Origin of the sequence: Micromonospora musae, from assembly GCF_003626635.1 — a bacterium.
Classification (GTDB): Bacteria; Actinomycetota; Actinomycetes; order Mycobacteriales; family Micromonosporaceae; genus Micromonospora; species Micromonospora musae.
The window spans coordinates 158246-175618 of sequence record NZ_RAZT01000008.1 but is presented as its reverse complement, the minus strand read 5'-3'; the positions used below and the strand labels follow the sequence as shown (position 1 = coordinate 175618).

Genomic DNA, 17373 nt, shown 5'->3' with positions numbered 1-17373 from the left:
GGCACAGTACTAGGGCGTGTGCCGAAGTCCTCGGTCGAGCCGAGGCGGAGTCCAGGCGGCGCTCCGGCAAGGCGGTTATTCGTTCGGATACCGGTGTTGTATCCGGACGAAGCGCCGACGCCGCCGGTCGTCGTCTGGGCCCGTCGCAGGCCGGCCAGGGAGTTCGACACACGCCCCAGGGCCCGTTTCGTAAGGCCGTGCCCGGCTGCGCCGGCCCCGGGCCTCGGCTCGCTAGGGCGAGCGTTATGGAACGGGCCTCGGGACGGGTTCTGTGCGGCGCGCGCGAGCCGAGGCCCGGTCGGGGTCTGCTCGGTGTCGCTCAGGCGGCCCGGGTCGCCCCGGTCGGCTCCTCGGCGGCGGCCGCCAGCTCGGCGAGGTCCCGCCGTAGCGCGTGCTCCACCGCGCGGGCGGCCAGCGCACCGAGGAGCAGTGCGGCCACCCGGCCGTACGGGTCGGCTGGCAGCGCCTCCAGCGTGACGGTGGTCAGGGTGCTGGCACGGTGCCGGCGGCGCGGGCCGCGCAGCGTCCAGGTGATCCGGTAGTCCACGCTGTCGCCGGGTGAGCTGAGCACGAGACGCCGGGGCGGAGCCGCCTCCACCACGTGGAACTCCTCGACCAGGAGCCCGCCGTCCGGCCGGTGACGGGGCTCCCGCCACGCCGTGCCCGGCCCGAACGGCCCGGGGGTGAGCAGCTCGACCGGGCCGGCGAGGTGCCGCCGAGCCCGGCCGGGCAGGTCCGTCAGGAGACGCCAGACGTCGACGGCGTGCGCCTCGATGCGCCCGGTCACCGTCACCGTCGCCATGCCACCTCCCGTGGCGTCGACGGTACGCCGCGTGAGCGTTGAGCGGGGTCTCCGGGCGCAATTCCCACCGGAGACCCCGAATCGGTACAGCTCTCACCCGCGACAGGGCCCGTCCAGAAGGACCGATCCAGAGCCGACGACGTCCGCGCGGACCGGTCCCCCACGGTCAACGGCCGAACTGGCCGGCCCGGATCGCACCGACGAAGGCTGTCCAGCCGGGCGGGCTGATCGCGAGCGTGGGACCAGCTTGGTCCTTGGAGTCGCGTACCCCGACCACGCCGAGGACGTCGACCAGATTGTCCGCCACCTCCACGCAGAGGCCTTGGTCGTTGGAGCGGCTGCTGGTGCGCCAGATGGCACCGGTCAGATCGTGCATCGTGAACTACCTCCCTGTGCGTCGGGACGCCCCGTGCACGACCGGCGGGACCTGTCGTGGGCCCGTCCGGCGCGACGGGGCGTCGGAATCCGGAGCGATCAACGCGGGAGGCGTTGAGCCCGGTCGCACCATCTGTGCGATCGGGCTGATCACGGATTGGTACCCGACAGGACGCCGCCGATCGGCGTTCCGATCCGGTCAGCGGGGAGGAAGGATGGTGCCGGTCACCTCGCCGAGGGCGATGGTGGTGCCGCCCGGACCGGGCGCGGTCGCGGTGATCGTGACCGTGTCCCCGTCGGCCAGGAAGGTCCGCGATTCGCCCCCGAGCCGCACCGGCTCGGCCCCGCCCCAGGTCAGCTCCAGGAACGAGCCGACCTGCCCGCGTTCGGGACCGGAGACGGTGCCGGACGCGTAGAGGTCACCGGTACGCAGCGACGCCCCGTTGACGGTCAGGTGCGCCAACTGCTGGGCCGGCGTCCAGTACATGGTGGCGAACGGCGGTTCGCTGACCCGCTCGCCGTTCCACTCGACGGCGATACGCAGGTCCAGCCCGAGGTGCGGCTCGTCGCGCAGGTAGTCCACGACCGGCGGCTCCTGCCGCGGGGCGGGCACGAAGGCGTCGCCCAGGGCTTCCAGCGGCGTGACCCACGCCGAGACGGAGGTGGCGAAGGACTTGCCGAGGAAGGGGCCGAGCGGCTGGTACTCCCAGGCCTGGATGTCCCGGGCGGACCAGTCGTTGACGAGCACCACGCCGAAGACGTGGTCGGCGAAGTCGTCGACGGCGACCGGAGCGCCCAGCGGGCTCGGTACGCCGACCACGAAACCGACCTCGGCCTCGATGTCGAGCCGGCCCGACGGGCCGTACGTCGGGCCGTCGGGCCCCGGCCGCTGACCTGACGGACGGAGCACCGGGGTGCCCGACACCACCACCGTGCCGGCCCGGCCGTGGTAGCCGATCGGCAGGTGCCGCCAGTTCGGCAGCAGCGGCGGCTGGCCGGGCCGGAAGATCTGCCCCACGTTGCCGGCGTGGTGCTCCGAGGAGTAGAAGTCGACGTAGTCCGCCACGTCGAAGGGCAGCAGCAGGCGCACCTCGGCCAGTGGCAGCAGCAGCGGCTCCACCTCGGCTCGGTGCGCCTCGTCGGTGAGCAGCTCGACCAGCCGCTGCCGCACCGCTGTCCACTGCGGACGCCCGAGGCCCATGAAGTCGTTGAGGGTCGGGCGGCCCAGCGCGCCGGCCGCCAGGACCAGCCCGGCCGCCTCGGTGCCGGCCAGGTCGAGCACGAAGTCCCCGACGCGTACGCCGATCCGCGGCTCCCGACCGTCGTGCGTGAAGACCCCGTACGGAAGGTTGGTCACTCCGTACGCCGATCCGTCGGCACCCGCCACCCAGGTCATCGGTCCTCGCCCCTGTCCACGTCGTCGATGCTCTCCTCGTTCGCCCGATGCCGCCCGATTCTCGCAACGGGTAGGTCCAGCGCCGCCGGCCCGGCCGCCTCGCCGGCCGACGTCAGTAGACCCAGTCGGGCCAGGTCGGTCAGGGGCTCCTCGATGCTGCACGAGCCGTAGCCGACCCAGAGTGGGCGCGCGCCGGTCAGCCGCCCCTCGACCAGCTCCAGGAGTGGGCGCGGGTCGGTGGCCGTGAGCAGCTCGGCGACCCGCGCCGGCCCCGCCCCCTGCGCGGCGGCGAGCGTGGCGGCCAGAACGTTCACGAAGCCGTGGTGGGTGAACCCGGTCGCCGGATCGAGGTGGCGGACCGCCTGGTGCAGCCCGGCGGTCAGCTTGAACGGCAGAGCCCGGTCCCGGCAGCCGCAGATCACCGCGGCCAGCTCTACCGGGGTGGGGAAGAGCTCGGCGGCCAACCCGCCGGTGCGGAACTTCGCCGCGATCGGCACTCCCTCGGCCCGGGCGGCGGCGAGCCGGTCCAGCGCCTCCATGAGGCCGAACGTCAACGGGATCTCGGCGTAGACGGCTTCGATCCCGGCCAGCTCGTCGACCAGACGCAGCAGGCCGCTGATCCCGGGCTGGGGGTCCTCACCCCGCTTCGCCACCGCCACCTCCACCTGCCGCGCGGTCACACCGTCTGGCGGCAGGAGGGAGAGCGCGAAGGGCAGGGCCTCGATCCCGGTGTCACCGATGACCCCGATGACGAAGCCCTCGGCCGGGTCGACGAGACCGCTCAGTTCGCCCGAGGAGACGGTCGACGCCGGCACCAGCAGCGGGCCGACCAGGTCGGCGTACCAGGCGTCGCGATGGCGACGGTGTGCGGCGACGGCGTCCGGCAGCGCGGCGCTGCCGGGCGGGAAGACGGCGGCGTCGTCCACCAGGCCGTCGAGGAGCGCGGGCACCTGCGTTGACACGGAACAAGAATCTACGGGACGCTACGAGGAGCGGACAACAGTGTCCGATTATCGGACGCTGGTAGCCGATTGACGGGACATACCGGGAGGCGAGATGCCCTACTACCGCAGTGTCGGCGAGGTGCCGCGCAAGCGCCACACCCAGTTCCGCCAGCCCGACGGCAGCCTCTACGCCGAGGAGCTGATGGGCCAGGAGGGCTTCTCCTCCGACTCGTCGCTGCTCTACCACCGTCACGCCCCAACCGCGATCGTGGCGGCCGAGGAGTTCACCCCACCGGCCTTCACCCGGGTGCCGAACCTGCCGCTCAAGCCTCGGCACCTGCGTACCCACAAGCTCGACGGCACCGGCGCCGACCCGGTGCTCGGCCGGCAGTACCTGCTCGCCAACGACGACGTACGCATCGCGTACGTGCTGGCCGACCGTCCGTCCCCGCTGTTCCGGGACGCCACGGGCGACCACTGCCTCTACGTCGAGGCGGGCAGCATGCGGGTCGAGTCGACGTTCGGGGCGCTCGACGTGACCGGCGGCGACTACGTCATCATCCCGACCTCGACCATCCACCGGCTCGTACCCACGGGCGACCAGCCGGTCCGGCTGCTCACCATCGAGGCGGCCGGTCACGTCGGCCCGCCGAAGCGTTACCTCTCGGTCCGCGGCCAGTTCCTGGAGCACTCGCCGTACTGCGAGCGCGACGTGCGCGGCCCGGACGCGCCGCTGCTGGCCGACGGGGAGGACGTCGAGGTCCTGGTCCGGCACCGTCGTGGTTGGACGCGCTACACGTACGCCAACCACCCGTTCGACGTTGTCGGCTGGGACGGGCACCTGTACCCGTGGGCGTTCTCCATCCACGACTTCGAACCGATCACCGGGCGGATCCACCAGCCGCCACCCGTGCACCAGACCTTCCAGGGCCCGAACTTCGTGGTCTGCTCGTTCGTGCCGCGCAAGGTGGACTACCACCCGGACGCGATCCCGGTCCCGTACAACCACCACAACGTCGACTCCGACGAGATGCTCTTCTACACCGGCGGCAACTACGAGGCCCGGCGCGGCTCCGGCATCGAACAGGGTTCGATCTCGCTGCACCCCTCCGGCTTCACCCACGGCCCGCAGCCCGGCGCCGCCGAGCGGGCGATCGGCGTCGACTACTTCGACGAGCTGGCCGTCATGGTCGACACCTTCCGCCCGCTCGACCTCTGCGACGCCGCCCCCGCCTGCGAGGACCCGGGCTACGCCTGGACCTGGGCGCGTCGCGTGCAGTGAGCAGGGTTGTGGCCGGAGTTCACCCGCTCCGGGCGGTCAGGCTTGATCCCTCCGCGGGCGAACTCCGGCCACAACCTGACGTTGCTCAGCTGCACGGCGCTCGTTGATCTTCAACGGGGGCTCCGGCGAAGCCCCGACCGGGTCGAGCCAGGCGGCGCTGGTGGGTCTTCCGCGACGTAGGTCGGTGCGGGTTGCGCCCGGGCGGACCAGGATGTGCCCGAACTCGCCGGCCGTGGTCAGGCTGGGGTTCGGGTGGCGACCACTACCTCGGCGACGGCGGCCACGGCGATCGCCAGCACCAGCGGCCACGGGGTGCCGACGAGGGCGTAGAGCAGGATCAACGCCGGCGAGGCGATCGCCGCGTAGACGGCCAGAGCCAGCGCGCGGTCGGAGCGGAGCAGCCCCGGCAGGACGGTCCGCGCCAGGCCCGGCATCCGGGCGGCGAAGCGCCAGATGACCAGCGCCCCACCGAGCGCGGCGAACGTCGCGGCGACGCGGGAGAGCCCCGCCCCGGCGGGCGCGAGGCAGGCGATCAGCACCGCGGTGATCATCGACCAGCCGGCGCCGTAGAGCACCAGCTGCCGCAGGCCGGCGGAGATCGTACGGCGCGAGTCGATCTGCCCCGGGTTCATCGCGGCGGCCTCGGCGAGGTGCTCCAACGCCTCACTCCAGCGCCGCTGCTCCAGCCGGATCACCCCGATGTCGTGGCGCGCCTCGGCGAGCTGCGGGTCCAGGCGCAGCGCTTCCCGGTAGGCCCGCTCGGCGAGGTCGTAGAGCCGCATGTTCGCGGCCACCAGGCCGAGCACCAGATGCGACTCGGGCTCCTCGGGCGTCAGCTCCACCGCGCGCCAGGCCGCGTTCAACGCCGTCTGGCCGTTGCGGGAGCCGGCCAGGAGCGCGGCCGCGCTCCGCTGGGCGTACGCGTCGTCCGGGCCGATCGACAGGATCTCGTCGGCAACCCGGGCCGTCTCCGCGTACCGCTCCAGGTCGGCGAGGGCCAGCCCGCGAGCCAGCAGCGGCGCGACGACGCCCGGGGCGGCGGCGATCGCCGCATCGGCGGCGTTGAGCGCCTCGGTGGGCCGCTCGGCGGCGACGTGCAGGCGGGCGAGGAGCGTCAGCGCGGCCGCGTTGGCCGGCTCGACCGCCACCACGTACGAGACCTCCGCGGCGGCCTCGTCGTAGCGGCCGAGCTCGGCGAGGAGCTGCGCCCGCTGGAAGTAGCCGTCGGCGGCGGACTGGTCGGAGGCGGCGTCGCTGGACATCGCGGCGAGCCTAGGCGGCCGGCGCCTCGTACACCAGAGCCACCGCGATTCCGGTGAGCCCTTCGCCGCGTCCGGTGAAGCCGAGCCCGTCGGTCGTCGCGGCGGAGACGGTGACCGGCGCGCCGACGGCGGCGGAGAGCACCTGCTCGGCCTCCGCCCGGCGCGGCCCGATCTTCGGCCGGTTCCCGATCACCTGCACCGAGACGTTGCCGATCGTCAGCCCCTCGGCGCGGACCCGGCGGGCCGACTCGGTGAGCAGCGCGACCCCCGACGCCCCGGCCCACTCCGGCTGGTCGACGCCGAAGTTCGCGCCCAGGTCACCGAGGCCCGCCGCGGAGAGCAGGGCGTTGCAGGCGGCGTGGGCAGCGACGTCGGCGTCGGAGTGCCCGGCCAGCCCGTCCTGGTCCGGCCAGTGCAGGCCGGCCACCCAGCACGGCCGACCGGCGGAGAAGGCGTGCACGTCGGTGCCGATGGCCACCCGGGGAACGATCATGATCAGAGGGTACGCGTCAACCGCCGCTGGCCAGCAGATGCTCGGCGAGCGCCAGGTCGAACGGGCGAGTGATCTTGAGAGCGTACTCCGAACCCGACACGCAGGAGACCGGAACGCCCTGCTTCTCCACCAGACCGGCGTCGTCGGTGAGCGGGTCGCCGGCCGCGGTGTGCGCCGAGGTGAGCACCGACCGGAGGAAGCCCTGCGGGGTCTGCACCGCCCGCAGGGCGGAGCGGTCGACGGTGCCGAGTACGACCTCCCCGGCGTCGACCTCCTTGATCGTGTCGACGACCGGCAGCACCGGGATGACCGCGGGCCGACCCGCGCGGACCGCCGCGGCCACGGCCTCGACCAGACTCGGCGGCGTGAGCGCTCTGGCCGCGTCGTGCACCAGGATGATCTCCGGACCGGCGGGCACCGCCGCGAGCGCGGCGGCCACGGACGCCTGCCGCTCCGCGCCACCCGGCACCACGCTCACCGGTGCCACCGGGGCGAGCAGCTCCCGGACCGCGTCGACCTCGGCCACGGGCGCCGCGACGACGATGGTGTGCACGCTGCGGGCCTCGGCGAGCCGGCGCACCGCGTGCACCAGAAGTGGCTCCCCCGCGAGCAGGCGCAGCGCCTTGGGTCGGCCGGGGCCGAGCCGTACGCCGGCACCCGCCGCAGGGACGAGGACCGCGACGTCACCGCGCGGATTGAGCTGCGCGGTCACGTCGCGGTCCTCGGTGGTTTCTTCGCTACAGACTGGGTACGACGATGCTCTGCGGACTAGGCCTCGGCCAGCACCTTGTCGAGCAGCGTCTCCGCCTCGTCCTTGGTGCTCTTCTCGGCCAGCGCGACCTCGCCGACGAGAATGTCTCGGGCCTTCGCCAGCATGCGCTTCTCGCCGGCGGAGAGACCCCGCTCCCGCTCACGACGCCACAGGTCACGCACAACCTCGGCGACCTTCAGCGGGTTGCCGGAGGCGAGCTTCTCCAGGTTTGCCTTGTAACGCCGCGACCAGTTGGTCGGCTCCTCGGTGTGCGGGGCACGGAGCACGTCGAAGACCTTGCCCAGGCCCTCTTCGCCGACCACCTCGCGCACACCCACGATCTCGGCGTTCTCAGCGGGAACCCGGACCGTGAGGTCACCCTGCGCGACCCTCAGAACGAGGTACTGCTTCTCCTCGCCCTTGATGACCCGAGTCTCGATTGCCTCGATGAGTGCGGCCCCGTGGTGGGGGTAAACAACGGTCTCGCCGACACTGAAAACCATAGGTTCGAAACCCCTTTCGCTGTGTCTAGGGTAACACGCTCAGGCACCGATGTCTCACCGCTGTCCTGACCGTTGGCGCAGCTCAGGGGCCCTGTGAGAGGTCTTTCTTCGACTTGACAGGCGGCCAAACCGATGGTTTGAACACGCTCCGTGACCGCCGGATGACACCCGGGTCGGGTGAACGGAACGTCGAGATCAAGGGCTATGCGCTCTTCCCATGGTATCCCGCCGGGCGGTTCTGCGCCCAGGTGTAGCGGGAGCTGCCCCCCGTACGCGAGGCTGGAAGGTGAGCCAATGTCGGCTCCAAGAGACGGTTCCAGGGGGTCGGCGATGAATACGCCGGGCACAGGGGGGAACGGGCTGCCCGACCTGCCGCCGGAGTGGGGTCGGGTGGTCGTACCGGACGACGCCTCGGCGCTCGCGCAGGAGGCCGCGCAGGTCCGACGCGAGCTGCGCGAACGCGCCCGGCTGGCCGCCCGGAGACGGTTCGGGGCGCTCCGGCAGCCCCTCGTGTGGCTGGTGGTGGCCGTGCTCATCACACTCGCCGGCCTCGCCGCCGTCACCCGGCCCGGCCCGACCGCCACCCCCGCCGAAGGAGTGAGTTCGAGCCCGGCGGCCCCACCCGCCGCGCCGACCGGACGGCCGCTGCCCGCGCTGGACCTGGTCGACACCGGGCAGAATCCGGTGCCGCTGCGCAGCCTCCTGCCCATGATGATCATCTTGGTCGACGGCTGCGCCTGCCCCGAACGGGTGAGCGAGGCCGCCGCTGCGGCCCCACCCCAGGTGAACCTGGTGGCCGTCACGGGCGGCCGGTCGGCGCCCTCCGCCCCGCCCGGCGGATCGACGGGCACGCGTACGCTCGCCGACCCCGCCGGTGGGCTGCGCTCGTTCCTGCACCTGTCACCCCGCCCGGACGCCGCGGTGGCCGTACTCGTCGACCGCTCCGGCACGGTGGTCCGGGTGCTGCCCCAGCTCGGCCCGATCGAGACGTACCGCGCCGACCTGACCGCGCTCGCCGGCTGAGCGGACGCCGGCCGGAGTTACGGACCCTCAGCCCAGCCGCACCAGCTGCGCCACGATCCGCACCCACTCGGCGTCGGCCGCCGCGAGCGAGACCCGCAGCGGCCCACCCGTCCCGGTCACCACCTGCGTCCGGAGCGCGCCGCCACAGTCCGACCCGTTCCCGCCGGAGCTCCGGCCGCCGCTGATCTCGATGCGGAGTTCGCCGGGCCCCGCGCAGCGGAACAGGAGCCGGAACCGGGCACCCTGGCGGCTGCCCACCTGCCGGGTCACCCCCTGCTGCGTCAGGGTGACCATCTCCTGCCAGAGCATGTCCGAGGTCGGCGGCAGATAGAGCGGCCGATTCGCCCCGCCGATCGCCGCTCGGCCGCCGCCGTACCGGCCGCTGCCGGAACCGGTGGCTCCGGCTCCCGACTCGACCCGGACGACCTCGCCGGTCTCCGGATCGACCCGAAAGACGGAACCATCCGGCTCCACCCGGAAGACCAGCCTGTCGCCGGGTTCGGCGCGGACAGCCACTCCGGTGGCCGGATCCACCTCGTAGACGGCACCAGGGTCGACGTCCATGGGGCCGATCCGCATATCCGTCGCCCGCGCGGTCAGACCGGCAATCGGAGGAGCCGCACCCGGCGCCCGGGCAGCCAGCCCGGGTACCGACGCGGCCAGGCCGAGCGCCCTCTCGTCCTCCGGCGCGGCGGCCCGCCACCACCAGCCACCGACGACCAGGGCGAGCACGGTGGCACCGACCAACACCCGACCACGCAGCCGGTCCTGCGCATCGACGTCCACCCACCGAGAGTAAGCCGGACGCTCAGCCCTGTCGATCGAGCAGTACGGCGTAGAGCGTGAGGCCCGGGCCGAAGGCGAGCATCAGGATCCGCTCCGGCGGGACCGGAGCACGCTGCAGCCGGTCCAGGATGAGCAGCACCGTCGGGGAGGAGCAGTTGCCGTGCTCGTCCAGCGTCGCGCGGGACGCCGCCAGCGCCTGCGCCGGCAACCCCAGCTCCCGCTCCACCACGTTGAGGATGCGGGGACCGCCCGGATGCACCGCCCAGCCGTCCAGCTCGTCGATGGTGGTGCCGTGCCGGGCCAGCAGGTCGTCGACCAGGCCCCGCACATGCCTGGAGAGCACCTGCGGCACCTTCGGCGACAACCCCATCCGGAAACCGGCGTCGGTGACGTCCCAGGTCATGTGGTCGGCCGTGGAGGTGTCGGTGACCGAGGTGACCTCGCGCAACGCGTACCCGGGGCCACCCGGCAGCAACACGGCGGCGACCGCCGCGTCCGAGAAGAGCGCGTGCGAGACGATCTGCTGGGTGTCCACCCGGGCCGTCGACGGCTGGATGTGCAGGCTGGTCAGCTCGGCACAGAGCAGCAGCGCCGGGCGACCCCGCGCCGCCACGAAGTCGCTCGCCGCACCCAGCCCCGGCAGCGCCGCGTAGCAACCCATGTGCCCGACGAACATCCGCTGGGTGCCGGGGGCCATGCCGAGGTCCCGGGCGAGCAGGATGTCCAGCCCCGGAGTGGCGTACCCGGTGCACGAACAGACCACGAAGAGCCCGATGTCACCCGCGTCCAGACCGGCGGCGGTCAACGCCCGGCCCACCGCCTCCTTGCCCAGCGGCAACGCCTCCACCAGGTAACGGCGCATCCGCCGCTCGGTCGGCCAGTCGGAGACGTCCTCCAGCAGCGGATTGACCGCGGCCTGCCGGGTGGTGACCCCGGAGTGGGCGAAGATGCGCTCCGCCAACGACCGGGTGGCGCCGGTGAAGTGCCGGGAGAAGAAGCCCTCCCACAACTCGTCCTGCCGGGCAGACGGCGGCTGCGCCGTCCCGAGGCCCGCGATCACTGGAACCGACACGATCCCCACCTCTCGTCCGACGCCGCCCTCCCCCGAGCCGTCCCCCCATCCGGGGCGGCTCCGGACGGCTCCACGCTCACCAACGAGGGGCCGAGCCGTCGCGGTCCGGGTCACCCCCCAAGGCGGCGATGCCGAGCCAGTCGGCGCAGACGTCCGAGGTGGCCGGATGCAGCGATCCGCACCTGGCGTCCCGGTAGAGCCGCTCCAACGGGTGGCCCCGTCGGGTGGCCGAGGTGCCGGCCGCCTCCAGCATCGACGCGGCCACCTCGGCGGCGGTCGTGCCGGCGAGCAGCTTCGCCCGCCACACCCAGCGATTGGTCTCGGCGTCGCCCGGCGCCTCGTCCACCCGGCGGGCCGCCTCGCCCACCACCAACTCGGCAGCCGCCACCGCCGCGTCGGCGCGACCGAGTCGCGCCCGCACCGCCGGCAGCCCGGCGAGGTTGCGGGCGTTCAGGTGCTCGGCCGCCGCCTCGATCGCCGCCCGGGCCACCCCGACGTAGACGGCCGCGTAGCTGGCCACCAGCCAGTGCGGCATGAGCTGGGCGACCATCAGCGCCAGCCCCTCGACCCCACCGAGCAGACGGTCGGTCGGGACCGTCACCTCCAGATGCAGGTCGTGCGAGGCGGTGGCACGCATGCCGAGCGCGTCCCAGGTCGGCTCGACGGTGAGCCCGGCCCCGGCGGGCACCAGGAACTGGGAGACCACCGACGGATCGGCGGCGCTGCGCGCGGCGACCAGGTAGCCGTCGGCGTGCCCGGCACCGGAGCAGAACGTCTTGCTGCCCTTCAGGTGCCAGCCCCCCTCGACCGGCTCGTAGACGGTGCTGAGCTGGGAGAGGCGGGCGCCCGCACCACGCTCGCTCATCGCCACCGCGTACCAGGCGCCGTCGGCGGCCGCCCGCAGCAGCCGGTCCCGGGCGGCGAGCGCGTCGTCCGGCACGCCGAGCGCCTCGGCCAGCTCCTCGGTGACCGCACCGAGCGCTCCGGTCACCGAGGCGTGCATGTTGAAGACCAGCGCGGTGGCGCCGTTGCCCTTGGCGAGCTCGGTGGCGACGGCCGCGTACTCGGCGAACGTCGCGCCGAACCCGCCCAGCTCGCGAGGCACCATCAGACCGAAGAGACCCGCCTCGCGGAGATCCTCGAAGTCCTCGACCGGGAAGGTGCCCTCCCGGTCGTGCTCGGCCGCCCGGGCGGCGAGTCGCGGCGCCAACCGGCGGACCGCCTCCAACGCATGCACCGTCATCTACGCCCCCTCTTCGGCGTCCTTACCCCCGCCGGGGTCCGAACTATCCTTTCCGGACCCCCCAGCCCTGGTACAGCACCGCAGTCGAGCGCGTCGGAACGATCCGCGGGGCCCGGCCGTCCGAGGCGGCCCTCGCGGCACCCCGCGCCCGGCGCAGCAGCCAGCCGAGCAGGCCGCGTACCTCCGGTCGCACACCGCGCAGCTGCAGCGTGACGCCGTGCCGGGCGCACTCGGCGACCAACGCGCGGGCATCCACGAACAACCGCGGGTCGTGGATGCCGCGTGGCACGGTCGGCAACCGCTCCCCGATGTGGACCGCGACCAGCCGGCTCAGGAAGTTGTCGTTCAAGGTGTCGAGCACCAGCAGCCCGCCCGGCCGGAGCAGGCGGCACGCCTCGGCCACCGCGCTACGCCACTGCGGAACGTGCTCGAGCACCTCGCCGGCGGCCACCACGTCGGCGCAGCCGTTCGCGAGCGGCGCCGCCGTCGCGTCGCCGTTGACCGGTGTCACGCCGTGCGCGGCGGCCTGGGCCAGGGCCGAACGGGTCAGGTCGACACCCACGTGCCGATAACCCTTGCCGGCGACGTGCGGTGCGAGCAGCCCGGCCCCGCAGCCGAGGTCCACCAGCAACGCGTCGGGACGGTCGGCCGGCGGCACCAGGGCCGCCCGGGCCTCGGCGAGCCAGTGCAGCATCGCGAAGACACCGTCGGGCCGCCACCACTCGTCGACCAGGTCGTCGTACTGGCGCGGATCGTTGCGCGGCAGCACCCGGGACCTGGTGGGCGCCGCAGCCGCGTCTCGCATGGAATCGAGCGTGGCACGACTCCCGGGTAACAACCAGACTTCTCTTATGTCGACTTCGGTGTTAGGGCTGGTCAGGGCGAGCCATCCGGAACCGGCCGCGGCGGTGACCCTGGTGGCCGGTCTGCTGGCCGTCGGGGTGGGACACCGGCCCGCCGGGGTGGTCGCCGTCGTCCTCACCGTGCTGGCCAGCCAGCTCGCCGTGGGCTGGGCCAACGACGCGCTCGACGCTGGGCGGGACACCGCGGTCGGGCGTACCGACAAACCGATCCCCGCCGGCGCGGTCAGCCGGCGCACCGTGGCCGTCGGGGCGGTGCTGGCCGCGCTCGCCACCCCGGTGCTGGCGCTCTCGACGAACCCCACCGCGGCGGCCTGGATGACCGCCGGGCTCGTCTCGGCGCTGCTCTACGACTGGCCGCTCAAGTCCGGGCCGGCGTCGGTGCTGCCCTACGCGTTCTCCTTCGGCACCCTGCCCGGCTTCGTGGTGCTGGCGCTGCCCGGGGCACCGGCGCCGCCGGTCTGGCTGGTGGCCGCGGCCGCCTGCCTCGGGGCCGGTGCGCACTTCGCCAACGTCCTGCCCGACCTGGCCGACGACGCCCGCACGGGGGTGCGCGGCCTGCCCCACCGCATCGGCGCGGCGGGAAGCCGGGTGGCCGCCGCGGTGCTGCTGCTCGCGGCGACGGGCACGCTCGTCCTCGGCCCGCCCGGGCCACCGTCCGGGGTCGGGCTCGCCGCGGTCGTCACCGCCGTCGTCGTTCCGCCGCTCAGCTGGTACGGCGGGCGGGGCGCGGCCCGCTCGGGGCGGCGCCCGGTGGCCGCCTTCCGTGCGGTGATGCTGGTGGCGCTCATCGACGTGGTGCTGCTGGTCACGAGCGGCCGGGTGGTTTGAGCATCACTCCGGGAGGTGGCATACCCGGGTCGGAGTGCGGCCCTCGATCAGCCCCAATTACCCTGGAGCGCGGTCTGCGCGGGCATGGCCACCGTGCCCGGCGTACGCACCGGGTGGGATCGTGACGAGGAGGACCGACGTGACGCGCTCGATCAGGGGTTCCCGGCGGGCGGCCCTGCTGCTGTCCGGCGTGGCGGCGGCGACGAGCCTGCTGCTGTCCGGGTGCGGCGCCGGCCAGATATCGGAGACCGCCGAGAAGGTGCCGTCGGTCCAGGGCGTCAACATCGAGACCGAGGACGGCAAGCTCGCGGTACGCGGCCTGCTGGTCGACTTCCCCGGCGTGGAGGGCTACCGGGCCGGCGAGGACGCGCTGCTCAACGCGGTGATCTACAACGACTCGCAGGAGCCGGTCACCGTCACCGTCACCAGCCAGGACGCCCGCGAGGTCGTGATCACCCGGACCGGCGCGTCGGCCAGCCCGACCCCGTCCGGGTCGCCGTCGGAGTCGGCCTCGCCGAGCGGCTCGGCCTCGCCGTCGGACTCCGGAAGCCCGTCGGACTCGGCCAGCCCGTCGGACTCCGCCAGCCCGTCGCCGTCGGCTCCGGCCGGCGAGCCGGCGCGCTTCGAGATCGCGCCGCTGAGCTACATCCAGCTGAACCAGCAGTCCGACCGAATGCTCCAGCTGCTCGGCCTCAACGAGTCGCTGCACTCCGGCCAGAACGTCGTCGTCACGTTCGACTTCGGCAACGGCAACACCATCACCGGGCCGGCCCCGATCGCGGTGCCGCTCACCCCGGCCGCCCCGCCGTCGCCGATCGTGCACCGGGAGGGTGGCGAGGAGCCGGCGGGCGACGCCCAGCACGGCGACTGACCAGTCGCAACGAGTTCCCGGAACACCCCGGCGTGGCAAGCCCCACGCCGGGGTGTTCCGTCGTACGGCGGGGTCTGCGCCATTCGGTCGTACCGCCGGGCTAGCGTCCTGGTGTGACGACCTCCCGATCCACCTCCGCCCGCGGCGCGGCGGCCGGCACGCGCGGCCGCGCCGCCGCTCGTGAGCCTCGCCCGGCCTACGAGTGCGACGCGTGCGGCCACCAGCCGCCCAAGTGGGTGGGGCGCTGCCCGGAGTGCGGCGAGTGGGGCTCCGTGGTCGAGAGCACCGTCACCGGGCCGACCGTCTCCGGCCGGGTGGTCAGCTCGCGGATGCCGGCCGAGCCCGCCCGACCGATCGCCACCATCAGCGCCGCACCCGCCCGGGCCCGGCCGACCGGGGTGAGTGAGCTCGATCGGGTGCTCGGTGGGGGCCTGGTGCCCGGCGCCGTGGTGCTGCTCGCCGGCGAGCCGGGCGTCGGCAAGTCCACCCTGCTGCTCGACGTGGCCCAGCAGTGGGCCGCCGGGGCGGGCAGCCCGTCACTGGTGGTCAGCGGCGAGGAGTCGGTCAGCCAGGTGCGGCTGCGCGCCGAGCGGATGGGCACCCTGCACGACCAGCTCTACCTGGCCGCCGAGAGCGACCTGTCAGCGGTGCTCGGCCACCTCGACGCGGTGAAGCCCGGGCTGCTGGTGCTCGACTCGGTGCAGACCATCTCCACCCCCGGCACCGAGGGCGTGCCCGGCGGCGTGACGCAGGTCCGGGCGGTCACCGCCGCGCTGGTCTCCGTCGCCAAGGAGCGGGGCATCGCCACGGTCCTGGTCGGCCACGTGACCAAGGAGGGCCAGGTCGCCGGCCCCCGGGTGCTCGAGCACCTGGTCGACGTGGTGCTGCACTTCGAGGGCGACAAGCACTCCTCGCTGCGGATGGTGCGCGGCGTCAAGAACCGGTTCGGCGCGGCCGACGAGGTCGGCTGCTTCGAGATGCACGAGGGCGGCATCACCAGCCTCGCCGACCCCTCCGGCCTCTTCCTGACCCGCTACGCCGAGCCGGTGCCCGGCACCTGCGTCACCGTGGCGATGGAGGGCCGGCGGGCGCTCGTCACCGAGGTGCAGGCGCTCATCGGCGCGACGGTGGCCGGCTCCCCCCGGCGTACCGTCTCCGGCCTCGACTCGGCCCGGTTGGCGATGGTGCTGGCGGTGCTGCAACGGCGCACCGAACGGCTCACCCTGCACGACCGGGAGGTCTTCGCCGCGACGGTCGGCGGCATCCGCGTGGTCGAGCCGGCCGCCGACCTGGCGGTGGCGCTCGCGGTCGCCTCCGGCGGGCTCAACCTGGCCATCGCGCCGCATCTCGTGGCGATCGGCGAGGTCGGGCTCACCGGAGAGGTCCGGCGGGTCGGCGCGGTGCCGCGCCGGCTGGCCGAGGCCGCCCGGCTGGGGTTCCGGCTCGCGCTCGTCCCGCCCGGGTGCGGGCCGGAGTCGACGGGCGTGACGGCGAACCAGATGCGGGTGATGGAGGTCACCGATGTCCGGTCGGCGTTGCAGGCTGCCGCGCGTGCGTCGGCGGAGTGACCCACCGTGGCCGGGCGACCGGACCGCGAGGGCGATACCGGACAGGGCGTCACGGGCCGGACGACGGCGCATCGTGACACATCACAGTAACCACGACAGCACCCACCGCACGGCAGTCCGTAGACTGTGCCCGTGCCGATCGACCGCGATACCACCAAGCCTGCCGGCGCGACACCCCACGCCCGCACCGGCCCCGTGGGCTCGCCCGCCCGTCCGATCAGCGTGAACGTGGCCGGCGGCGCCGTGGGTGACCCGCTGCGCGCGAACCTGGCGTTGATGGCGCCCGGCACCGCGCTGCGCGACGGCCTCGAGCGGATCCTGCGCGGCCGCACGGGCGCGCTGATCGTCCTCGGCTACGACAAGGTCGTGGAAGGGCTCTGCACCGGCGGCTTCCCCCTCGACGTCGAGTTCTCCGCGACCCGGATCCGGGAACTGTGCAAGATGGACGGCGCCGTGGTGCTCTCCAGCGACGGCACCCGCATCGTCCGGGCCGCCGTGCACCTGATGCCCGACCCGTCCATCCCGACCGAGGAGTCCGGCACCCGGCACCGCACCGCCGAGCGGGTGGCCCGGCAGACCGGCTACCCGGTCATCTCGGTCAGCCAGTCGATGCGGATCATCAGCCTCTACGTCAACGGCCAGCGGCACGTGCTGGACGACTCGGCCGCCATCCTCTCCCGGGCCAACCAGGCGCTGGCCACCCTCGAGCGCTACAAGCTCCGGCTCGACGAGGTCTCCGGCACGCTCTCCGCGCTGGAGATCGAGGACCTGGTCACCGTACGGGACGCGGTCGCCGTCGTGCAGCGGCTGGAGATGGTCCGCCGGATCGCCGACGAGATCGCCGGCTACGTGGTCGAGCTCGGCACCGACGGCCGGCTGCTGGCGCTGCAGCTCGACGAGCTGATGGCGGGAGTCGACGCCGACCGGACGCTCGTCATCCGGGACTACCTCCCGGCCGGCCGCAAGTCGCGCACCCTCGACGAGGCGCTGGTCGAGCTGGACCTGCTCGGGGCCACCGAGCTGATCGACCTGGTCTCGGTCGCCAAGGCGATCGGCTACCCGGCCGCGTCCGACGCGCTGGACGCGGCGGTCAGCCCACGCGGTTTCCGGCTGCTCGCCAAGGTGCCCCGGCTGCCCGCCGCCGTGGTCGACCGGCTGGTCCTGCACTTCGGCAGCCTCCAGCGGCTGCTGGGGGCGACCGTGGAGGATCTCCAGGCGGTCGAGGGCGTGGGCGACGCACGGGCACGCGGCGTACGCGAGGGCCTCTCCCGGCTCGCCGAGGCGTCCATCCTCGAGCGGTACGTCTGACCC

At 73.6% G+C, this 17373-nt stretch carries 17 protein-coding genes and 1 pseudogene; 6 read left to right on the top strand and 12 right to left on the bottom strand.

Features of this window, described 5'->3' with window-relative positions; all coding sequences use genetic code 11:
• Positions 1 to 319 precede the first annotated feature (319 nt).
• The 4 genes and pseudogenes from D7044_RS17330 to D7044_RS17315 all read right to left on the bottom strand — a co-directional run.
• Positions 320 to 802 carry an SRPBCC family protein gene (locus tag D7044_RS17330; protein WP_120689533.1) on the bottom strand — a complete coding sequence of 161 codons (483 nt, stop codon included), beginning with the start codon at positions 800 to 802 and terminating at the stop codon, positions 320 to 322.
• A 166-nt stretch (positions 803 to 968) separates the two neighbouring features.
• Positions 969 to 1178 (bottom strand): DUF397 domain-containing protein, encoded by a 210-nt coding sequence (locus D7044_RS17325; RefSeq protein WP_120680198.1) that lies wholly within the window; start codon positions 1176 to 1178, stop codon positions 969 to 971.
• A 198-nt stretch (positions 1179 to 1376) separates the two neighbouring features.
• Positions 1377 to 2573: a fumarylacetoacetase gene (gene fahA / locus D7044_RS17320; RefSeq protein ID WP_120689532.1), complete on the bottom strand. Its 1197-nt coding sequence runs from the start codon at positions 2571 to 2573 to the stop codon at positions 1377 to 1379.
• A gap of 95 nt (positions 2574 to 2668) precedes the next feature.
• Positions 2669 to 3535: pseudogene (locus D7044_RS17315) on the bottom strand (hypothetical protein); the annotation flags it as partial.
• A gap of 94 nt (positions 3536 to 3629) precedes the next feature.
• On the opposite strand from D7044_RS17315, the gene D7044_RS17310 reads away from it, so the two are divergent.
• A complete protein-coding gene (locus tag D7044_RS17310) occupies positions 3630 to 4799 on the top strand; it encodes a homogentisate 1,2-dioxygenase (protein ID WP_120689531.1) in 1170 nt (389 codons plus the stop codon).
• 236 nt (positions 4800 to 5035) lie between these two features.
• On the opposite strand, the gene D7044_RS17305 is transcribed toward D7044_RS17310, so the two are convergent.
• From D7044_RS17305 to D7044_RS17290, 4 genes are read right to left on the bottom strand one after another with little or no spacing between them, the layout of a single operon-like run.
• Positions 5036 to 6061, bottom strand: coding sequence for a tetratricopeptide repeat protein (locus D7044_RS17305; protein ID WP_120689530.1), 1026 nt, complete (start codon positions 6059 to 6061; stop codon positions 5036 to 5038).
• A gap of 10 nt (positions 6062 to 6071) precedes the next feature.
• Positions 6072 to 6557 carry a 2-C-methyl-D-erythritol 2,4-cyclodiphosphate synthase gene (gene ispF, locus D7044_RS17300; protein ID WP_120680629.1) on the bottom strand — a complete coding sequence of 162 codons (486 nt, stop codon included), beginning with the start codon at positions 6555 to 6557 and terminating at the stop codon, positions 6072 to 6074.
• Positions 6558 to 6570: 13 nt separating this feature from the next.
• On the bottom strand, positions 6571 to 7266 hold the full coding sequence (gene ispD, locus D7044_RS17295; protein WP_120689529.1) for a 2-C-methyl-D-erythritol 4-phosphate cytidylyltransferase: 696 nt from the start codon (positions 7264 to 7266) through the stop codon (positions 6571 to 6573).
• A 56-nt stretch (positions 7267 to 7322) separates the two neighbouring features.
• Positions 7323 to 7808: a CarD family transcriptional regulator gene (locus D7044_RS17290; RefSeq protein ID WP_076467066.1), complete on the bottom strand. Its 486-nt coding sequence runs from the start codon at positions 7806 to 7808 to the stop codon at positions 7323 to 7325.
• Between the two features lie 330 nt (positions 7809 to 8138).
• On the opposite strand from D7044_RS17290, the gene D7044_RS17285 reads away from it, so the two are divergent.
• On the top strand, positions 8139 to 8831 hold the full coding sequence (locus D7044_RS17285; RefSeq protein ID WP_120689528.1) for a hypothetical protein: 693 nt from the start codon (positions 8139 to 8141) through the stop codon (positions 8829 to 8831).
• Between the two features lie 27 nt (positions 8832 to 8858).
• Here the strand turns inward: D7044_RS17285 and D7044_RS17280 are convergent, their stop codons facing one another.
• The 4 genes from D7044_RS17280 to D7044_RS17265 form a co-directional block, all read right to left on the bottom strand.
• Positions 8859 to 9617: a hypothetical protein gene (locus tag D7044_RS17280; protein ID WP_120689527.1), complete on the bottom strand. Its 759-nt coding sequence runs from the start codon at positions 9615 to 9617 to the stop codon at positions 8859 to 8861.
• A 22-nt stretch (positions 9618 to 9639) separates the two neighbouring features.
• Positions 9640 to 10689, bottom strand: coding sequence for a type III polyketide synthase (locus D7044_RS17275; RefSeq protein ID WP_120689643.1), 1050 nt, complete (start codon positions 10687 to 10689; stop codon positions 9640 to 9642).
• 76 nt (positions 10690 to 10765) lie between these two features.
• Positions 10766 to 11932 carry an acyl-CoA dehydrogenase family protein gene (locus D7044_RS17270; RefSeq protein WP_120689526.1) on the bottom strand — a complete coding sequence of 389 codons (1167 nt, stop codon included), beginning with the start codon at positions 11930 to 11932 and terminating at the stop codon, positions 10766 to 10768.
• 43 nt (positions 11933 to 11975) lie between these two features.
• On the bottom strand, positions 11976 to 12737 hold the full coding sequence (locus tag D7044_RS17265) for a methyltransferase domain-containing protein (RefSeq protein WP_120689525.1): 762 nt from the start codon (positions 12735 to 12737) through the stop codon (positions 11976 to 11978).
• 46 nt (positions 12738 to 12783) lie between these two features.
• On the opposite strand from D7044_RS17265, the gene D7044_RS17260 reads away from it, so the two are divergent.
• The 4 genes from D7044_RS17260 to disA all read left to right on the top strand — a co-directional run bounded on the left by D7044_RS17260 (position 12784) and on the right by disA (position 17370).
• A complete protein-coding gene (locus tag D7044_RS17260; RefSeq protein WP_120689524.1) occupies positions 12784 to 13623 on the top strand; it encodes a UbiA family prenyltransferase in 840 nt (279 codons plus the stop codon).
• A 139-nt stretch (positions 13624 to 13762) separates the two neighbouring features.
• On the top strand, positions 13763 to 14494 hold the full coding sequence (locus D7044_RS17255) for a hypothetical protein (RefSeq protein ID WP_120680177.1): 732 nt from the start codon (positions 13763 to 13765) through the stop codon (positions 14492 to 14494).
• 113 nt (positions 14495 to 14607) lie between these two features.
• Positions 14608 to 16062, top strand: coding sequence for a DNA repair protein RadA (gene radA / locus D7044_RS17250; RefSeq protein ID WP_120680175.1), 1455 nt, complete (start codon positions 14608 to 14610; stop codon positions 16060 to 16062).
• A 132-nt stretch (positions 16063 to 16194) separates the two neighbouring features.
• Positions 16195 to 17370, top strand: coding sequence for a DNA integrity scanning diadenylate cyclase DisA (gene disA / locus D7044_RS17245; protein ID WP_120680625.1), 1176 nt, complete (start codon positions 16195 to 16197; stop codon positions 17368 to 17370).
• The last annotated feature ends 3 nt before the right edge of the window (positions 17371 to 17373 follow it).